15 protein-coding genes are annotated in these 17,861 nt (G+C 51.8%); 11 read left to right on the top strand and 4 right to left on the bottom strand.

Annotated features, from left to right (window positions below; translation table 11 throughout):
- Positions 1 to 45 precede the first annotated feature (45 nt).
- Genes ACTF5Z_RS02820 through ACTF5Z_RS02810 form a run of 3 tightly spaced genes read left to right on the top strand, consistent with a single transcriptional unit; the run spans position 46 to position 3,600 of the window.
- The gene (locus tag ACTF5Z_RS02820) at positions 46 to 1,182 is read left to right on the top strand and encodes a 1-acyl-sn-glycerol-3-phosphate acyltransferase (protein WP_438984435.1); all 1,137 of its coding nucleotides are present in this window, start codon (positions 46 to 48) and stop codon (positions 1,180 to 1,182) included.
- Positions 1,183 to 3,267, top strand: coding sequence for an ATP-dependent DNA helicase DinG (dinG, locus tag ACTF5Z_RS02815; RefSeq protein ID WP_438984434.1), 2,085 nt, complete (start codon positions 1,183 to 1,185; stop codon positions 3,265 to 3,267). It abuts the gene before it with no gap.
- Positions 3,268 to 3,270: 3 nt separating this feature from the next.
- Positions 3,271 to 3,600, top strand: coding sequence for a YqcC family protein (locus tag ACTF5Z_RS02810; protein WP_438984433.1), 330 nt, complete (start codon positions 3,271 to 3,273; stop codon positions 3,598 to 3,600).
- Between the two features lie 13 nt (positions 3,601 to 3,613).
- Here ACTF5Z_RS02810 and ACTF5Z_RS02805 read toward each other — a convergent pair whose 3' ends face one another.
- From ACTF5Z_RS02805 to ACTF5Z_RS02790, 4 genes are all read right to left on the bottom strand, one after another.
- Entirely contained in the window at positions 3,614 to 4,912 is a 1,299-nt protein-coding gene (locus ACTF5Z_RS02805) for a ribonucleotide-diphosphate reductase subunit beta (RefSeq protein WP_438984432.1), read from the bottom strand.
- A 15-nt stretch (positions 4,913 to 4,927) separates the two neighbouring features.
- The gene (locus ACTF5Z_RS02800) at positions 4,928 to 7,795 is read right to left on the bottom strand and encodes a ribonucleoside-diphosphate reductase subunit alpha (protein ID WP_438984431.1); all 2,868 of its coding nucleotides are present in this window, start codon (positions 7,793 to 7,795) and stop codon (positions 4,928 to 4,930) included.
- Positions 7,796 to 8,109: 314 nt separating this feature from the next.
- Positions 8,110 to 9,021, bottom strand: a complete 912-nt coding sequence (gene argF / locus ACTF5Z_RS02795; RefSeq protein WP_438984430.1) for an ornithine carbamoyltransferase — start codon at positions 9,019 to 9,021, stop codon at positions 8,110 to 8,112.
- 4 nt (positions 9,022 to 9,025) lie between these two features.
- A complete protein-coding gene (locus ACTF5Z_RS02790) occupies positions 9,026 to 10,207 on the bottom strand; it encodes an aspartate aminotransferase family protein (RefSeq protein WP_438984429.1) in 1,182 nt (393 codons plus the stop codon).
- A gap of 182 nt (positions 10,208 to 10,389) precedes the next feature.
- On the opposite strand from ACTF5Z_RS02790, the gene grxD reads away from it, so the two are divergent.
- From grxD to mltB, 8 genes are all read left to right on the top strand, one after another.
- Positions 10,390 to 10,719 carry a Grx4 family monothiol glutaredoxin gene (gene grxD, locus ACTF5Z_RS02785; protein ID WP_438984428.1) on the top strand — a complete coding sequence of 110 codons (330 nt, stop codon included), beginning with the start codon at positions 10,390 to 10,392 and terminating at the stop codon, positions 10,717 to 10,719.
- A gap of 221 nt (positions 10,720 to 10,940) precedes the next feature.
- Entirely contained in the window at positions 10,941 to 12,197 is a 1,257-nt protein-coding gene (locus tag ACTF5Z_RS02780) for a glutamate-5-semialdehyde dehydrogenase (protein ID WP_423848805.1), read from the top strand.
- Positions 12,194 to 12,838 carry a nicotinate-nucleotide adenylyltransferase gene (nadD, locus tag ACTF5Z_RS02775; RefSeq protein ID WP_438984427.1) on the top strand — a complete coding sequence of 215 codons (645 nt, stop codon included), beginning with the start codon at positions 12,194 to 12,196 and terminating at the stop codon, positions 12,836 to 12,838. Before ACTF5Z_RS02780 ends, nadD begins: the two co-directional genes overlap by 4 nt.
- Before the next feature lie 30 nt (positions 12,839 to 12,868).
- Positions 12,869 to 13,216, top strand: coding sequence for a ribosome silencing factor (rsfS, locus tag ACTF5Z_RS02770; RefSeq protein WP_423848803.1), 348 nt, complete (start codon positions 12,869 to 12,871; stop codon positions 13,214 to 13,216).
- Positions 13,206 to 13,676, top strand: coding sequence for a 23S rRNA (pseudouridine(1915)-N(3))-methyltransferase RlmH (rlmH, locus tag ACTF5Z_RS02765; protein WP_423848802.1), 471 nt, complete (start codon positions 13,206 to 13,208; stop codon positions 13,674 to 13,676). The genes rsfS and rlmH overlap by 11 nt, the downstream gene beginning before the upstream one ends.
- Positions 13,677 to 13,693: 17 nt before the next feature.
- Entirely contained in the window at positions 13,694 to 15,574 is a 1,881-nt protein-coding gene (mrdA, locus tag ACTF5Z_RS02760) for a penicillin-binding protein 2 (RefSeq protein ID WP_438984426.1), read from the top strand.
- A complete protein-coding gene (gene rodA / locus ACTF5Z_RS02755; RefSeq protein ID WP_438984425.1) occupies positions 15,567 to 16,703 on the top strand; it encodes a rod shape-determining protein RodA in 1,137 nt (378 codons plus the stop codon). Before mrdA ends, rodA begins: the two co-directional genes overlap by 8 nt.
- An 11-nt stretch (positions 16,704 to 16,714) precedes the next feature.
- A complete protein-coding gene (gene mltB / locus ACTF5Z_RS02750) occupies positions 16,715 to 17,704 on the top strand; it encodes a lytic murein transglycosylase B (protein WP_438984424.1) in 990 nt (329 codons plus the stop codon).
- Positions 17,705 to 17,861: the final 157 nt, after the last annotated feature.

Genomic DNA, 17,861 nt, shown 5'->3' with positions numbered 1-17,861 from the left:
CTTGTCACGCTAAGGTGGCTATGCCGAGACACAATAGGAGAGTGTGTGAGCGATCGTTTTGCTGAAATCAGACCCTATGATGATCACGAGGTCGGTGCCGTGATCAATCGCTTGAAGTCGGATACTGAGCTATTAGACAGCATCATTAACCTGCGTTTGGGAGGTAAGACCCTCTGGCTGACACCTTTGCTTCGCCCCGTGGTGCGCTGGGGGTTGGGGCGTCAGTTGCGAGGTGTACATGATGTCGCCTCATTTCAGTCTTTGGTGCGATCTTACATGGAGCAAATGATCAACACGACCACGGCCGGTTTTGAGGTTTCTGGTCTCGACGAATTACCAGATGGGCCGTATTTATTTGTCAGTAACCATCGTGACATCGCGCTTGATCCCGCGTTTACTAACTATGCGCTACACACGCGTGGTCGCGACACTTGTCGTATTGCGATCGGTGATAATTTGCTGTCAAAGCCCTGGATTGCCGATCTAATGCGTGTCAACAAAAGTTTTATCGTAAAGCGTGCACTGCAGGGTCCAAGACAGCTATTGGCAGCGAGTAAGTTATTGTCTGAGTACATAGGTGCGTCAATTAGTGACGATAAAAGTCCCGTATGGATTGCTCAGCGAGAGGGGCGTGCTAAAAACGGCCTTGATTCAACTGAGCCTGCGGTCATTAAAATGTTATTGCTAGGCCGGGATAAAACGCTGGATTTTGGCGAGGCGCTTGCAAAGTTGCGCATTGTACCCGTATCTATTTCCTACGAGCTCGATCCCTGCGACGCGATGAAGGCACACGAGTTAGCTACGCTTGCTCGAGATGGCAGCTACAGCAAGGCGGAACACGAAGATGCAAAGTCGATCGCGGTCGGTATCTCGGGTAGTAAGGGAATGGTTAGCATTCGCTTCGGTTCGATGATAGGTGCAGACTACGAGTCTGTAGAGCAGGTGGTGAATGAGATCGACCGTCAGATAATACAACACTACCAACTGCACCCGAGTAATATTTGGGCTTGGCAGCGACTCAATCCAGGTGAGGAACTGCCACAGGGATTACGGGTCTCTAAAGGTTCGATCTCTAAGGCGCAATTTAATTGCCGTGTCGACGCATTGAGTCCCGACGAGCAACCTTTCATGTTGGCGATGTACGCAAATTCTGTCGAGCAAGCGATAAAGATGGGTGCGTGAATGCTAACCGATGCGGTAAAAGATAAAATTCGGTCGGCTTATAACCAGCTGGTACAAGAGAGAAACCTGCAGCCACGCTGGGGGCAACGGCAAATGATTGCCGAGGTATCGAAAGCGTTGGCCCGAGATGGGTTCTCTTCGCGTCCGCCTATTGCGGTTATCGAGGCGGGTACCGGTACAGGAAAGACAATCGCTTATACCATTGCCGCTGTGCCTGTCGCTCAGGCAAGAGACAAACGGCTAGTCATTTCTACCGCTACTGTCGCGTTGCAAGAGCAATTGATTTACCAAGATTTACCCGACATTGCCAAACTTTCCGGTTTAGAGTTCAGCGTCGCTTTGGCAAAGGGGCGTCGTCGTTATGTTTGCTTATCGCGCTTAGATCAAGCCTTGAATAACCGCTCTGCTGGTCAAACCATTCCTTTATATCCCGATGAGTATGATTGGAATACCGATGGTGATATGGGAGTTTACGAAGCCTGCATGGCGTCCTTGGCGCGGGGGGACTGGGATGGGGACCGTGACAACTGGCCCGACACGATTGAGGATCGAGTTTGGTTTCCCATTACCAGTGATCATGCTCAGTGCACGGGGCGTCGATGCGCTTATATATCGCAATGCAGCTTTTTTAAGGCGCGCGACCAGTTGGCTGACGCCGATGTGATCGTAACCAATCATGATTTGGTGTTGTCCGACTTGTCGATTGGGGGTGGCGTTGTGTTGCCGGCTCCGGAGGACACTTTGTATGTCTTTGACGAGGGGCACCACCTAGCCGAAAAAGCCAAAAACCATAGCACCGCTTTTTGTCACATACACAGTACCAAGCAGTGGATCATCGACACGGTCTCATGGCTGGAAAAGGCACAGTCGGTCTATGTGGAATACAAGCTGGATGATCTCATTGAGAAGATTGCAAAGTATTTTCACGATTTGATGTCGGCGGTCGAGACTCTGGAGGCAGAGTCCGTCAGTCTGCGGCCGGACTCTTTCGACGGCAACAGCCAAGAATTACGGTTTGAGCATGGTAAGGTGCCTGAGGATTTACGTGCTGCATCACTGTCTTGTGCCCAATTAGGTGCCAAGGTACTGGGTGTGGCCGAGCGTTTGGTCATTGAATGTGAAGACCTGCTGGACGAGGAGGGCGGTGACACCGAGGCAGTCGACGCTTTGCTGAGCGCTTGTCAGAGTCTGACCGGGCGTTTAACGCTGACTCAAGCCTTGTGGTCCGATTTCGCGCACAGTGCCGATGGCGAGCCGCCGCCTGCACGCTGGCTTCGTTATAACGATTCAGGTAATCAATTGGCGATCAGCTGTCATTCAAGTCCGACATTGGCGACGGCCTTTTTGCAAGATAACTTGTGGGATCGTGCTGCTGGTGTATTAATTACCTCTGCGTCAATTACAGCTTTGGGTAAATTTGATCGTTTTCGGCTACATGCCGGTACTCCCGAAGATGCCGTATACACTGCCGTGGCAAGTCCGTTCGATTATCAGCGTGGCCGCTTACATATTCCCGCGCATTTGCCAGAAGCCAACCAGGCTCAAGCCCACACCGACGCGATAGTTGAGTATTTGCCAACTGTGTTCGACTTAGCCAGAGGTACCTTGGTCTTATTTGCGTCTCGGCGTCAGATGCGAGAGGTATACGAGGCGTTCAAGTCGGATCTTCAGGGCACGATATTGATGCAAGATTCTCAGTCCAAGAAGGCCTTGTTAGAGGCCCATAAAGCAAAAATTGACGTCGGTGATCGCAGTATTCTGTTCGGGCTCGCAAGCTTTGCTGAGGGTGTAGATTTACCCGCCGAATATTGTGAGCACGTAATCATTGCGAAGATCCCTTTTGCGGTGCCAGATGATCCACGTGAGGCAGCCTTGAGTGAATGGATTGAGCGCGGGGGTGGCAACGCTTTCAGGGAAATTTCTGTTCCCGATGCTGGAGCTAAGCTCCTGCAGGCTTGTGGTCGCTTGTTGCGAACAGAATCGGATCAAGGTCAGATTAGTATTTTAGATACGCGGTTGTTGACCAAGCATTATGGTCGTGAGCTGCTCGCCTCTTTGCCACCATTTGCGCGGATAACAGATTAAGCTGTGGCGACAGAGCGCATAAAAATTGCTGAGTTGTTGCTCGACTTAGAATGTCTAATGCGCCAGCGTGGTTTTTGGTCGCACTCACCACCACCCTCCTCGGGTTATTTGAGCCAGGTCCCGTTTGCGGCCGATTGCTGGCGTCTTGAGCAATGGTTACAGTTTACGTTTATCCCCAAAATTAGAGCGATACTAGAGGGCAACGAGCCTCTACCAGAGCGTTGTTCTGTGGCGCCCATGGTAATGAGTCAGGGGTGTGGGGTGGGGATTGATTTGACGTGTTTGGAGCCGTTGCTCAAGGCGCTTGACGAGGCGATCTCGCAAGCACCTTAAGGCTAACGTAGCTTTAGTCCCAAGACAGGGCGCCGCCTGTTTGATATTCGATAACGCGCGTTTCAAAGAAGTTCTTTTCTTTACGCAGATCCATGATTTCAGACATCCATGGGAAGGGGTTTTGGACCCCGGGAAACTGCTCGGGCAAGCCCAGCTGCGCTAATCGACGGTTGCAAATAAACTGCAAGTACTCTTCCATCATGGCTGCATTCATACCTAAGACACCGCGTGGCATAGTGTCGCGTGCATATTCGATTTCGATTTGAGTACCTTCGAGCAACATTTGAATGACTTCTTTTTGGAAATCTTCGGTCCACAGATGCGGGTTTTCCAGTTTGATCTGGTTGATGACATCAATACCAAAGTTCAAGTGCATCGATTCATCGCGCAGGATGTACTGAAACTGCTCGGCAACACCTGTCATCTTGTTGCGGCGGCCCATCGACAAGATTTGTGTAAATCCACAGTAGAAGAAAATACCCTCGGTTACAGCGTAAAATCCAATCAGGTTGCGCAGTAGGGTTTGGTCATCTTCGATGGTGCCGGTTTTGAAGTTGGGGTCGCTCAGGCTGTGAGTATGAGACAAGCTCCAAGTGGCTTTTTTAGCAACACTTGGGACTTCGCGGTACATGTTGAATACTTCGCCTTCGTCCATGCCAAGCGACTCAATGCAATATTGATACGCGTGGGTGTGGATGGCTTCTTCAAACGCTTGGCGCAATAAATACTGGCGGCATTCAGGGTTGGTAATGAGCCGATAAATACCCAGCACTAGGTTGTTGGCTACCAGTGAATCTGCCGTAGAGAAGTAGCCTAAGCTGCGCATAACGATGCGGCGCTCGTCGTCGCTCAGCACGTCTGCGCTTTTCCAGGTCGCTACATCGGCGGTCATGTTAATTTCTTGGGGCATCCAATGGTTGGCACAACCATCGATGTATTTTTGCCACGCCCAATCGTACTTAAAGGGTACGAGTTGGTTGAGGTCCGCACGACAGTTAATCATCGCTTTTTCATCGACCGATACGCGTGCCGCGCCCATCTCGAGCTCTTCTAAACCTGGCGCTACATCCATTGCTGCCACCGCGTCGGCTGCGCGCTCGAGTACTTCAGCAGTGTCTACGTTGACAGTATCGGGTAGCTCTTCGGGCTGTGCAGGAGCCGCTGGTGCAGTCGCTTGCTGCTGTCGTGCCGCCGCTTCTTTTTGCCGCTCTGCGGCGAGGGCGGCCTCACGCGCCGTTGCTTCAGCTGCCGCCTTGACGGTAGCGGCTGTGTCGAGAGTATCTTCTTTGTGGTATTCGTCCCAGCTTAACATCGAGTATCTCCTTGTTTATTGGCAAGCTTCGCAATCGGGGTCGTCTAGCGAGCATGCTTGTGGTACGGGTGCTGGCTGTGGTGCAGCTGCGGCGGCAACCGCGTTTAATGTACCCTTGTCGACAGTTGATTTTTCGGTACCTGTCGCTGCAAGTGAGCGCAAGTAATACGTGGTTTTTAATCCGCTCAGCCAGGCCATTCGATAGGTTACGTCGAGCTTTTTACCGCTGGCGTTGTTGATGTACAGGTTCAATGATTGAGCCTGGTCAATCCACTTCTGACGGCGGCTAGCTGCCTCGACAATCCAGCGCGGCTCAACCTCAAAGGCGGTTGCGTAAATCGCTTTTAAGTCGGCCGGAATACGGTCGATAGCCTGCGCGCTGCCATCGTAGTATTTCAGGTCATTAACCATGACCTTATCCCATAAATTGCGGGCCTTAAGATCATTCACCAAGTAAGGATTCACCACCGTGAACTCGCCCGACAAGTTCGATTTAACGTACAAGTTTTGGTAGGTGGGCTCTATTGATTGCGACACGCCTGTAATGTTCGCGATGGTTGCTGTTGGTGCGATCGCCATGACGTTAGAGTTGCGCATCCCTTTCGCACGAACGCGCTCGCGCAGCGTATCCCAATCCAGAGTTTGAGTGCGATCTATTTGCAGATACTGGTCACCCCGAGACTCAGCCAGGCGCTCGAGTGAGTCGATGGGCAAAATCCCCTGGCTCCATAACGAACCCTCAAAGCTAGAGTACGTACCGCGTTCTTCAGCTAAAGCCGATGAAGCTTGGATGGCGTAGTAGCTAATGGCTTCCATCGAACGGTCTGCAAATTCTACTGCTTCAGGTGAGCTGTAGGCGATGTGCTGCTTGTACAAGGCATCTTGGAAGCCCATGAGGCCCAGTCCCACTGGACGGTGACGGAAATTCGAGCGCTCTGCTTGTGGTACCGAGTAGTAATTAATGTCGATGACGTTATCGAGCATACGCACGGCGGTAGTAACAGTCTTTTGCAGTTTATCTAGGTTTAAACCGTTTTCGTCGATGTGTTGAGGTAGGTTTACCGAACCTAAGTTACACACCGCGATTTCTTCATCGCTGGTATTCAGCGTGATTTCGGTACACAGGTTAGACGAGTGCACAACACCTACGTGTGACTGTGGTGATCGCAAGTTACAAGGGTCCTTGAACGTGATCCAAGGGTGGCCTGTTTCGAACAGCATCCCCAACATTTTGCGCCACAGGTTTTCGGCTTTTACGCGCTTAAACAGTTTCAGTTCGCCGCTACGAGTTTGTGCCTCGTAAGCTTCGTATTTGGCTTCAAAGTCGGCGCCGTACGAATCGTGCAAATCTGGGGTGTCGTTAGGCGAAAACAGTGTCCACTCGCCACCTTCAAAAACGCGTTTCATGAATAGGTCCGGAATCCAGTTGGCGCTATTCATGTCGTGTGTGCGACGGCGGTCATCACCGGTATTTTTACGCAGTTCCAGGAACTCTTCGATGTCTAGGTGCCAAGTTTCTAAATAAGCACACACCGCGCCTTTGCGTTTGCCGCCTTGGTTTACAGCGACCGCAGTGTCATTAACGACTTTTAAGAAGGGCACAACACCCTGCGACTTTCCGTTAGTGCCTTTGATATAGGAGCCCAATGCGCGCACCGGCGTCCAGTCGTTGCCCAAACCACCTGCCCATTTTGACAGTAACGCGTTATCTCGAATTGCACCGTAAATACCGCTTAAGTCATCAGGCACTGTGGTGAGATAGCAAGATGAGAGCTGTGGGCGCAGGGTGCCGGCGTTAAACAGTGTCGGTGTCGAGCTCATATAGTCAAATGACGAGAGCAGCTGATAGAACTCGATAGCCCGCGCGTTTTTGTCGTCCTCACGAACCGCGAGTCCCATGGCGATACGCATAAAAAACACTTGGGGTAACTCAAAACGTGTTTCGTTGCTGTGAATGAAGTAACGGTCATATAGTGTCTGCAAACCCAAGTAGGTGAATTGTAAATCTCGCTCGGGCTGGATGGCCGCACCCAGTCGGGCGATATCAAAATCAGCTAACTCTGGGCTTAATAGCTCTAGTTGGATGCCTTTGGCAATGTAGGCTTGTAATGCTTGTGGGTAGTAAATCGCCATTTCTTGCTGAGTGGCGCGTTGTGCTACGCCCAGGAATTCTAAGGCTTCGCCTCGCAAGTCATCGCACAGTAAGCGGGCCGCTGCATAGGTGTAGTTGGGTTCTTGCTCGATCAGTGTGCGCGCGGTAATCACCAGCGAGGTAGTCACTTCATCGAGTGTTACGCCATCGTAAAGGTTGCGCAGTGCTTCTTCTAAAATTTTTGATGCGCTGACATCGGCCAAATCGGCGCAAGCTTCAGAGACCACAGTTTGTAAGCGTTCGATGTCGAGCGGCGCGCGGCTACCGTCTGGCTGTAATACTGAGATCGCACCTGCTGCGCGCTCTGCCTCGGCTGAAAGAGCGCGTTTTTGAGCGCGCTTGCGTGCCTGTTCTTCGCGGTAAATAACATAGTCACGTGCAATTTTGTGTTCACCTGCCCGCATGAGCGCGAGTTCGACCTGGTCCTGAATGTCTTCTATGTGAATGGTGCCGCCTGATGGCATTCGGCGCTCAAAGGTGCCCATCACTTGTGTCGTCAATTTCGCGACGGTTTCGTGAATTCGACTAGACGCTGCAGCTGTACCACCTTCAACCGCTAAGAATGCCTTCGTAATCGCGACCGAAATTTTGCTGTTGTCGAAAGGAACAACTTGACCGTTGCGCTTGATAACTTTCAGCGTGCCGGGAGCGGTTGCTTCGATGGGTGTCGCGGTAGGACTGGCGGTCGTTTTGCTGGTCGATGGCGATATTGGTGTACTTGTTGTTTCCATGCTTGCTCCGGCGCTCTTGCTTGTAGGGTCGATTTTAAGTCTAGACACCATATGTGGTGCTTTGAGTTATTATGCCACACAAGATACTGGTGTCTATGCGGCAATGCAATAGGCATATCTCGGGTAAAGCTTGTGTATAGATTGTGGGTAAAATAGATTGTTAGTGGTCACTAACCTTGATGGCTTGTGTGTTTGCGGGTCGAGTATGGTAGGGGGTGTAGAGGGCCAGATCGGATTAATTTGATCTAACGAAAAGGGTTTTTAGCGCCAAGTGTTATTTAGCAAATGGCGCGCACCAAGATGGATCTTTTGTATTACTTTTGTTGCAGTAAGAACTCGATTAAGGCCTTTTGGGCGTGCAGCCGATTCTCGGCTTCATCCCAGATTACAGTGCTTGGGTCGTCCATTAAGTCGGCGCTAATTTCCTCCCCGCGATGCGCGGGTAAGCAGTGTAGGTAAATGGCGTCTGGGTTAGCCAGATTTAATAACTCGCGGTTGAGCTCGAAGCCTTCGAAAGCTGCGATGCGTGCTTTCGCCTCTTGCTCTTGTCCCATCGATGCCCATACGTCGGTCGCTAGGAGATCAGATCCCCTTGCTGCGCTTGCTGGGTCTCGCGTCAACGTTATGCAGTGAGCGTATTCGTCGAGTAAGGCTTGATCTGGGTCGAAGCCATCTGGGCAGGCGATATTTAAATGGAAGCCAAATAGATGCGCGGCGCGAATGAATGAGTGGCACATGTTATTGCCATCGCCAATCCAGCTTGCTGTTTTACCCTGCATGTCACCTCGGTGTTCATACCACGTCATCATATCGGCCAGCAATTGGCAGGGATGCGATTCGTCAGACAAAGCGTTAATCACGGGTACTCTAGAATTTTGAGCGAACACCTCCAGCCGTTCGTGCGCAGAGGTGCGAATCATCACGATATCGACCATTCGCGAAATGACTTTGGCAGTATCTTCGATGGGTTCGCCGCGGCCTAGCTGAGTGTCGTTGGGAGAGAGAAATAAGGCGTGTCCGCCAAACTGTGCCATACCGGCTTCGAATGAGACTCGTGTGCGCGTCGACGCCTTCTCAAAAATCATGGCCATGGTAGCATTTGGAAACAAGGCGTGTTGTTCGCCTTTTTGCTGCATGGATTTGAGCTCGATAGCGCGTTGTATCAGCGTTTTTAACTCGCTCGAGCTTAAGTCGGTGAGTCTCAGAAAATGTCGAGTTGTGGTCATGGTGTTAACCCTTTATTTGCCACGCGTAGGTGTCGATGACTCCCGCAAGTCGTTCACCGATCAAGATTGCCTCGTCGTCGGTCAGAGTCAAGGCGGGAAGCAGGCGAACCACATTGCCCGCTGTCACGTTGATGAGAAGCTTTTGCTCTAACGCAAGCGATACCAATTCAGGGCAATCCTGCGACATAACAAAGCCTAGCATAAGTCCTTGGCCTGACTCGGTTTTGATTAGGTCTGTCGCTGCCTGGCTTTGCTGATACAGTGACTCGCTAATGAGTTTGCGGATAATGGGAACTCGCTGCGTGAGGTTGTCTTGTTCTATGGTGTTGATCACGGCCATAGCCGCGGCACTCGCGAGCGGGTTGCCGCCATAGGTGGAGCCGTGATTCCCAGCTCCTAGCACTCTGGCCGCCTTACCTTGCGCTAGGCAGGCGCCGATGGGTACGCCGTTGCCTAAGCCTTTTGCGGTCGTTACCACGTCGGGCTTGAAATTCAGGCCTAAATAGGCAAAGTAAGTGCCCACTCTGCCGTTACCGGATTGAACTTCATCGAACATGAGCAGCCAGTTATTGCGGTCGCACTGTTCGCGGAGCCCGCGCAAATAGTCATCGTTCAATCGTCTCACACCGCCCTCGCCTTGTACCGGTTCGGCCAAGACTGCAACAATGTTGGCATTGTTTGCGAGCGCGGCAATCGCTTCGATATCGCCTGCGGGAACTCGGATAAAGCCGGGCACTAGAGGTTCAAAACCCTTCTGTACAGCGGCGTTACCGGTGGCGGTCAAAGTTGCCATGGTGCGGCCGTGGAAGGCGTGTTCCAGAACGATAATAGTCGGTGACTCGATACCGTTTTGATGCCCGTAAAGGCGGGCAAGCTTGATGGCTGCTTCGTTTGCTTCGGCGCCAGAATTGCCAAAAAATACGGCATCCATGCCCGCGATGCGGCACAGTGTCTCGGCCAGTACTTCCTGTGTCGGAATGTGATAAAGATTCGAGCAATGCATGAGGGTTTGGGCTTGCTTTGCCAATGCTGCACTGACGGCAGGATGGCAGTGGCCAAGTCCAGTCACAGCAATACCCGTCAGCGCATCCAAATATGCAGTATCGCTGGCATCATAGAGCCAGGCACCCTGTCCGCGGACGAATTGCACCGGCAAACGCTTGTAGGTCGGCATTATGGACGACACGGCGGATCCTCTTTGCAAAGTAAAAAGGCAGCGAGTGCTGCCCAAGGACTTAATGTTACCCCTGGATCGAAACAGGGGCAATGAAGAGCGCCGGTAAATTTGGCAAAATTACGTTACTAGCCCTTGAGTTTCTGGTGTTTGTGGCCATGTAGGCTACAATACGGTTTTCACAGGAGAGTGTTATGAGCGATGTAATCGAGACCCTTAAAGAGCAAATCGAGAACAATCCGATTTTGTTGTACATGAAAGGCTCACCAAATCAGCCACAGTGTGGCTTTTCAGCCAGAACAGTGCAGGCGCTGATGGCCTGCGGTGAACGCTTTGCCTACGTTGATGTGTTATCGAATCCCGATGTTCGCGCTCATTTGCCCGCGTATGCGAATTGGCCTACTTTCCCGCAGCTGTGGGTTCAAGGTGAGTTGATTGGAGGGTGCGATATCGTGACTGAAATGTATGAAACCGGCGAGCTTCAAACGCTTATTAAAGAAGCGGCTACTGCGCAGAACGGTTGATTTCATCGGCGGGTACGCTGTGTCGTGTACTCGCCATCTTGATAACGGTCTCGTTGGACTGGCAACATATACGTTTAGACTCCTTAAAATTATAGAAAATCCTCAGAAGCCTGTCGTCATCTCAGTGGGTTAAATAGCACCCTTCGCGACACTTAACGCGTCATAGAGGTAAGGCGTGATTGATTAGCGTATACTGAGCACGAGAACAACGGAAACGAATTATGGATGTCTCTGACTACATGCTCGGCTTGGGACAACAAGCCAAGCGAGCGGCGCGCGTCTTGGCATTAAGTAGCTTAAGTCAACGCAACCATGCACTGTGGTGTATTGCACAACGTATCGATTCACAGCGAGAGCTCATATTGGCTGCGAATGCGAAAGATCTGGCGGCAGCCAAATCTCAGGGGCTTGATGATGCAATGTGTGATCGCTTGGCCCTGAATGCCGGTCGTATTGACGGTATGATCGCTAATTTAGAGCAAGTTGCCTCACTCCCCGACCCGATCGGTGCAACCGACCAAATTCGCACCATGCCGTCAGGTATTCGCGTTGGTAAGATGCGTGTGCCTTTGGGAGTGGTCGGTATTATTTATGAGTCTCGACCAAACGTTACGATTGAAGCCAGCAGTTTGTGCATCAAATCGGGCAATTCGACGATCTTGCGCGGAGGATCCGAGTCTATTCACTCAAACGGCGCAATCGCTCGCTGTATTGAGGCGGGGCTGGCTGACGCCGGCATGCCTGAAACGGCGGTGCAAGTGGTGAACACGACCGATCGCGCTGCAGTGGGCGCGTTGATTACAATGGATAAGTTCGTTGATGTGATCGTCCCGCGCGGTGGTAAAGGACTTATTGAGCGCATCACCGCTGAAGCTCGTATTCCCGTAATCAAACACCTAGATGGCGTTTGTCACGTGTTCATTGATGCGGGTGCAGATTTATCCATGGCAAATGCCATCGCCATCAACGCTAAGACGCATCGTTATGGCACCTGTAACACCATGGAAACGCTGTTACTTGACCGGTCGGTGGCGGCAGACGCGCTAGCTCTGATCGGCCCCGAGTTGCAGTCTAAGGGCGTTGAGGTTCGCGGTTGTTCTGAAACCTGTCGAATACTGAATTGGGCGGTAGTCGCCACAGAAGCTGATTGGTACGCCGAGTACTTGGCGCCTATTTTAGCGGTGCGAATTGTTGCGGGTTTGGCTGAGGCCATAGACCACATCAACGCCTATGGTTCACATCATACTGATGCTATTGTGACCAACAACCATGCGCATGCTGAGCAATTTATGCGCGAGGTGGATTCGAGCTCGGTCATGGTGAATGCCTCAACGCGTTTTGCCGATGGGTTTGAATATGGGTTAGGGGCTGAGATCGGTATTTCGACCGACAAAATCCACGCTCGGGGCCCGGTGGGCTTGGAGGGACTCACCTCACAAAAATACGTCGTGTTCGGAACAGGGCAGGTTCGTTCTTGAGTCTAGGTTCAAGAGCAAAAGCGTTTATGGGAGGCACCTTTGATCCCATCCACAACGGGCATATTCGAATGGCCGTTGAATCTTGCGAGGCTCTGGGGCTGTCGAGCATAACGCTGGTGCCCGCGGCCGACCCGCCGCATCGCGATGCGCCGCGAGTAAATGCTGCAAGGCGTTTAGCGATGGTGGCGGAATCGGTAAAAGATATTGCTCAGCTTGAGGTCGATAGTCGCGAATTGCAGCGCTCGGGCAAGTCATACAGTTTTGCTACCGCCTGCGAATTTCGCGCCGAGGTAGGCATTGACGCCAGTTTGACCATGATTATGGGGGCCGATGCGTTCTTGGGGTTTACATCGTGGCACCGCTGGCAGGAGTTTTTAGAGATACTTAATATCTTAGTTTTGGCGAGGCCCGGCTGGGCTTGGCCTGAGCAGGGCGAGTTAGCGAGCTGGGTAAGCAAATACCGAGCTGATGTTAATGCCTTGCCCCGGCAATCGTGTGGGGGCGTTGCTTTTTTGTCGTCCCGATTGCTGGATATTTCAGCCTCAGACATTCGCGAACGACTGCAGGCCGGTTTATCGATTGATGGGTTGGTTCCCGATGTTGTGCGACACTATATCGCGCAGCAAAAATTATACGTATAGGCCTAAAGGGCTTGAAAAGGTGATACTTGAATGATGGATTCTTTGGCTGTTAAAGAACTAGCACAAGCGGCATTAGACGATTTAAAGGCAGTCAATGTCGAGGTCTTGGATGTCGGCGCTTTAACAGATGTTATGGAGTATTTGGTCGTGGCTAGCGGTACCTCAAACCGTCACGTTAAGTCATTGGCTGATAACGTAATCGTAGCCGCTAAAAAGGCGGGAATGCCGCCCCTGGGCGTGGAAGGCCAAGATACTGGTGAATGGGTGCTAGTGGACTTGGGTGGTGTTGTGGTTCACGTTATGTTGCCTGCTACCCGAGCTTTTTATGATATTGAGCGCTTGTGGTCGGTAGACGCCCCAGCTCGCCGTGAAGATTAGAGTTTTAACTATCGCTGGCAAAATGCCCTCTTGGGTTGAGGCTGGGGTGGCCGATTACGACAAGCGTTTGCCGCGTGATGTGAAAATCGATTGGGTCAGTTTACCGCTAGCGACACGCCGCAAAGACCGCAAAGCCGAGCATTATTTAGCAACTGAGGCGCAATCGATTCTGAAGCAGATTCGCGAAGACGACTTCGTCGTTGCTCTCGATGTTCGAGGCAAGTCATGCTCCAGCGAGGAATTGGCCGAGAACTGGCAGGCGTGGCAAGCTCACAGGGGTGACCTCGTGATTCTGATCGGAGGCCCTGACGGACTGGATCAAAGCTGTTTGGCGCGTGCGAATCAAAGATTGTCACTCAGTGCCTTGACACTGCCCCACGCGCTCGTCAGAGTGGTATTGGCCGAGCAGCTCTATCGGGCGTGGTCACTATCGATAGGGCACCCATATCATCGCGCATAACTCTAAGAGATCGAACGGTGGCAGCTGAGCGCAACTTATTGAAAGACGCCAATCGCGAAGGCCGAATCTTCGCGGACCGTTTGGTCGTTACTTTAGTGATTTTTGCCGTCATGCTCGGGTTGATCGTGATTCGCTACTACCATTTGCAGATCGTTGATCATGCGATTTACGCAACGCAATCTGATCAAAACCGACTGCAGACCCAGCCTTTGCCGCCTCGCCGCGGATTAATTCGAGACCGAGCGGGTCGTTTAATTGCTGAAAATGAACCTTCGTTCGTTCTGTCGGTTGTGGTAGAGAGAACGGGGGGGCTCGATGAGATCATTGAGCGTTTGCAGCAAATCATCGAGTTGTCGGATGACGATGTAGCGGCCTTTCAGCGTCGCCGCCCTAGCACACGACCCTATGCGCCTGTACCTCTTAAGTTCCGTATCTCGGAAGACGAGAGAGCTCGTATTGCGGTAAATAGTCACGAATTACCAGGCGTTGAAATCGAGGCTCAGCTGATTAGATCTTATCCGTTGGCCGATCTATTTGCCCATGCAGTCGGCTATGTCGGCCGGATTAACGAACGCGAACTGCAAACGCTGCCGGAGGGGCCTTACGAGGGTACCTTCCACATTGGCAAAACAGGCATTGAAAAGTATTACGAGACAGCACTATTGGGTCAGGTGGGTGTGCAAACTGTCGAGACGGATGCGCGCGGCCGTATCATGCGACTGGTTGAAAAAACACCCCCTGTACCGGGGAAGGATTTAACGCTGAATCTGGATGCTGATTTACAGCTTGCTGCGGCGCAAGCCCTTCAGGGGCAGCGTGGTGCAGTTGTGGCTATTGATCCCCGAGATGGCGGCGTTCTGGCGCTCTATTCAAGTCCAAGTTTTGACCCCAACTCTTTTGTGAATGGCATTAGTTTTAAAGAGTACGCAGAGTTGCGGGATTCGCCCGATGTCCCCTTGTTTAACAGAGCGCTGCAGGGGCAGTATCCGCCTGGTTCAACGGTCAAGCCCGCGATTGGGCTAGCGGGCTTACACATGGGATTAGTGACACCGCAATCAAAAGTCGCCGATCCAGGGTGGTATACCATCCCCGGAGACGACCGACGTTACCGCGATTGGGTGTTGCGTATTCGAGGTCGTGGACATGCCGATAAGGTTGATTTGCACATGGCGATTGCCGAATCGTGTGATGTGTACTTTTATGACCTGGCGCGCAATATGACGGTCGATCGCATGCATGATTTCTTGCAAGATTTTAATTTGGGTGCTCGAACAGGTGTGGATACGATCAATGAGCGTCCGGGGGTTTTGCCCTCGTCGGAATGGAAATTACAGAATCGGGGGCGCCCCTGGTACCCAGGTGAGACCTTAAGCGTGGGGATTGGTCAGGGTTATATGTTGGCCACACCCATGCAGCTGGCTTTAATGACGTCGGTTCTCGCAAATCGAGGGTATGCCTATAAACCTTCGCTGGTGGCCGAAGTCGATGGCGTAGTGCCTGAAACTAGGCGTCTGCAGCTGCCTGATATTGAACCATCACATTGGCAGGCGATCATAGAAGGTATGGAGGCTGTTGTGCACGAGCGCAGTGGAACTGCACATGCCATGGCCAAAGGTTTACAGTACCGAGTGGCGTCAAAAACCGGCACAGCGCAAGTGATTGGGATTGCTCAAGATGAAGAATACGATGAAGATGAGATCGCCGAACGGCATCGAAACCACGGTCTGTTTATTGCGTTTGCACCTATCGAAGCGCCTACGATTGCGCTTGCGGTGATTGTCGAAAACGGTGGCGGTAGTAGTGCGGCCGTTCCGGTTGCTAGGGCTGTGCTGGACGCATGGTTGGCGAACCCAGATAAAGGCGTTATGCGAAATGTAGGGCTGGCGAGCAATGGCTGAGTATCTGCGTCGCATGCCCGATAGCGGTGACGCTTTTCGCCGCAGCTCAACGGTTTGGTCTATTTTAAAGCTGGACCCCTGGTTGCTCAGCGGTTTATTGGTACTGGCTGGTTTTGGCTTAACAGTGTTGAATAGTGCGGTTGATGGCAGTAACGCAGCCATTCAGCGGCAGTCTGTGTATTTGCTGATAGGCTTTTGTGGCATGTTAGTGGCCGCTCAGATTCCAGTCTATCGGTATGCGCGCTTGGCGCCTTGGATGTATCTTGTTGGGATACTGGCATTGATTGCCGTGTTGTTTGTCGGTGTGGGCGCTAAAGGCGCGCAACGCTGGCTTTCGCTGGGGGGATTCCGGTTTCAGCCCTCGGAAATTATGAAACTTGCGGTGCCCCTGACAGTGGCCTGGTATTTGGCTAAACGCAGTTTGCCGCCCAATCCAAAGTATGTGGGTGCTACCCTTATTTTGATGGGGCTCCCTGCGGTGTTGATTTTTTTGCAACCCGATTTGGGTACGGCTATTCTCGTTGCAGTATCAGGTTTTTTTGTGTTGTTCTTAGCCGGTCTGTCTTGGCGATACCTCCTGACTGCCGCTGGTATCGGAGTGGCGTCGATCTGGCCGTTGTGGTCCTTTGTGATGAAAGATTATCAAAGGCAGCGGGTTCTGACCTTACTGGACCCCGAGAGCGATCGGCTCGGTGCTGGCTGGAACATCATACAAAGTAAAACAGCGATAGGGTCAGGAGGCTGGTCGGGTAAAGGCTATATGCAAGGCACTCAGACGCTGTTAGATTTTCTACCCGAGAGCAACACCGATTTTATTATTGCGGTGCTCGCAGAAGAATATGGTCTTCAGGGCGTACTTTGGCTGGTGATGCTCTATCTGTTTATTTGTTTGCGCGGTTTCTGGATTAGTTACAATGCGCAGTCGACCTATGGCCGATTGGTTGGAGCAAGCATTACCCTAACGTTTTTTGTGTATGTATTCGTTAATATGGGGATGGTTGCGGGCATTTTACCCGTAGTGGGCGTGCCCTTGCCCTTGGTCAGCGCCGGCGGGACATCTATTGTGACTCTGCTGGCAGGTTTCGGTATCCTGATGTCGATTAGTCAAGATAAGCGCCAAGTAAATTGATGAGGTATGTGATGGTTAAAAGATTGCGGTGGTTTGGTTTAGTGTTAGCGATTTCAGGAACCGGCGTCTGGGCCGATTACAGCGATCACCCAGAATTAAAGCTTTCAGAGCTTACATCACAGTTAGAGGCCTTTGGTTATACTGAGTCCGAGTTGGTCGAACTCTTTCGTGCAGCCGAGAAAAAACAGTCGATCATCGATGCAATCTCTCGGCCCGCTGAAAAGGTGTTGGCTTGGCACGAGTACCAAAATATCTTCTTAACGGAGCGCCGTATCAAAGAAGGCTTGGAATTCATGCGGGCTCATCAAGAGACCTTAGCGCGTGCAGAGCGAGAGCTTGGTGTCCCCGCTGAAGTAATGGCCGCAATTATCGGAGTAGAAACCTACTACGGTCGCATAGCAGGTTCTTATCGAGTGATTGATGCTTTATCGACCTTGGCTTTTGACTACCCCAAGCGATCAAAGTTTTTTCGCAAGCAGTTGGTCGAATATTTGCAGTTAGCTAAAGAACAAAAAATTAACCCATTAGAGCCGAAAGGCTCTTATGCAGGAGCCATGGGTTTTGGGCAGTTTATGCCCAGTAGCTATCGGGCGTACGCAATCGATTTTGATGGCGATGACTTCGTTGATATTTGGAATAATGAGGCCGACGCGATAGGTAGCGTGGGGCACTATCTAAAAAGGCACGGTTGGAAAGCAGGGCAACCGATTACACTGCCGCTGAAAACTGAACAGTTTTTGGCCCCAGAGTGGCTTACTGACGATTTAAAGCTCAGCTACACTATCGCTGAGCTACCTGCCGAGGCTGCCGCACTCCTTAGCCCAAGTTTGCCGTCAGATAGTTTGATTGAGCCTATTGAGATGGAAACCGAAGTTGGGCCACAGCAGTGGCTGGTGTTCAACAACTTTTATGCTATTACCCGTTACAACCACAGTCGCATGTACGCTATGGCGGTCACTGAATTGTCGGAGGCATTAGCTGCGGGGTTGCGAGAGCAGTGATTCGGTGGGCCTTAATTGGGCTGCTCTCGATCGCGATCGTCGGCTGTACCGATGGGCGCTATCGTATGCGTCAAGACAGGGCACCTGTCGTACCTGTTCTGGCTCATCAGGTCGCCGACGCAGTCCCTCGCGCCGAGGCAATCCGAGCCGCTGGCAA

Source organism: Aequoribacter sp. (assembly GCF_965659035.1).
In the GTDB taxonomy this organism is placed as follows: domain Bacteria; phylum Pseudomonadota; class Gammaproteobacteria; order Pseudomonadales; family Halieaceae; genus Aequoribacter.
Note: the sequence above shows the minus strand (reverse complement) of the source record. Positions and strands in the feature narration are given on the sequence as shown.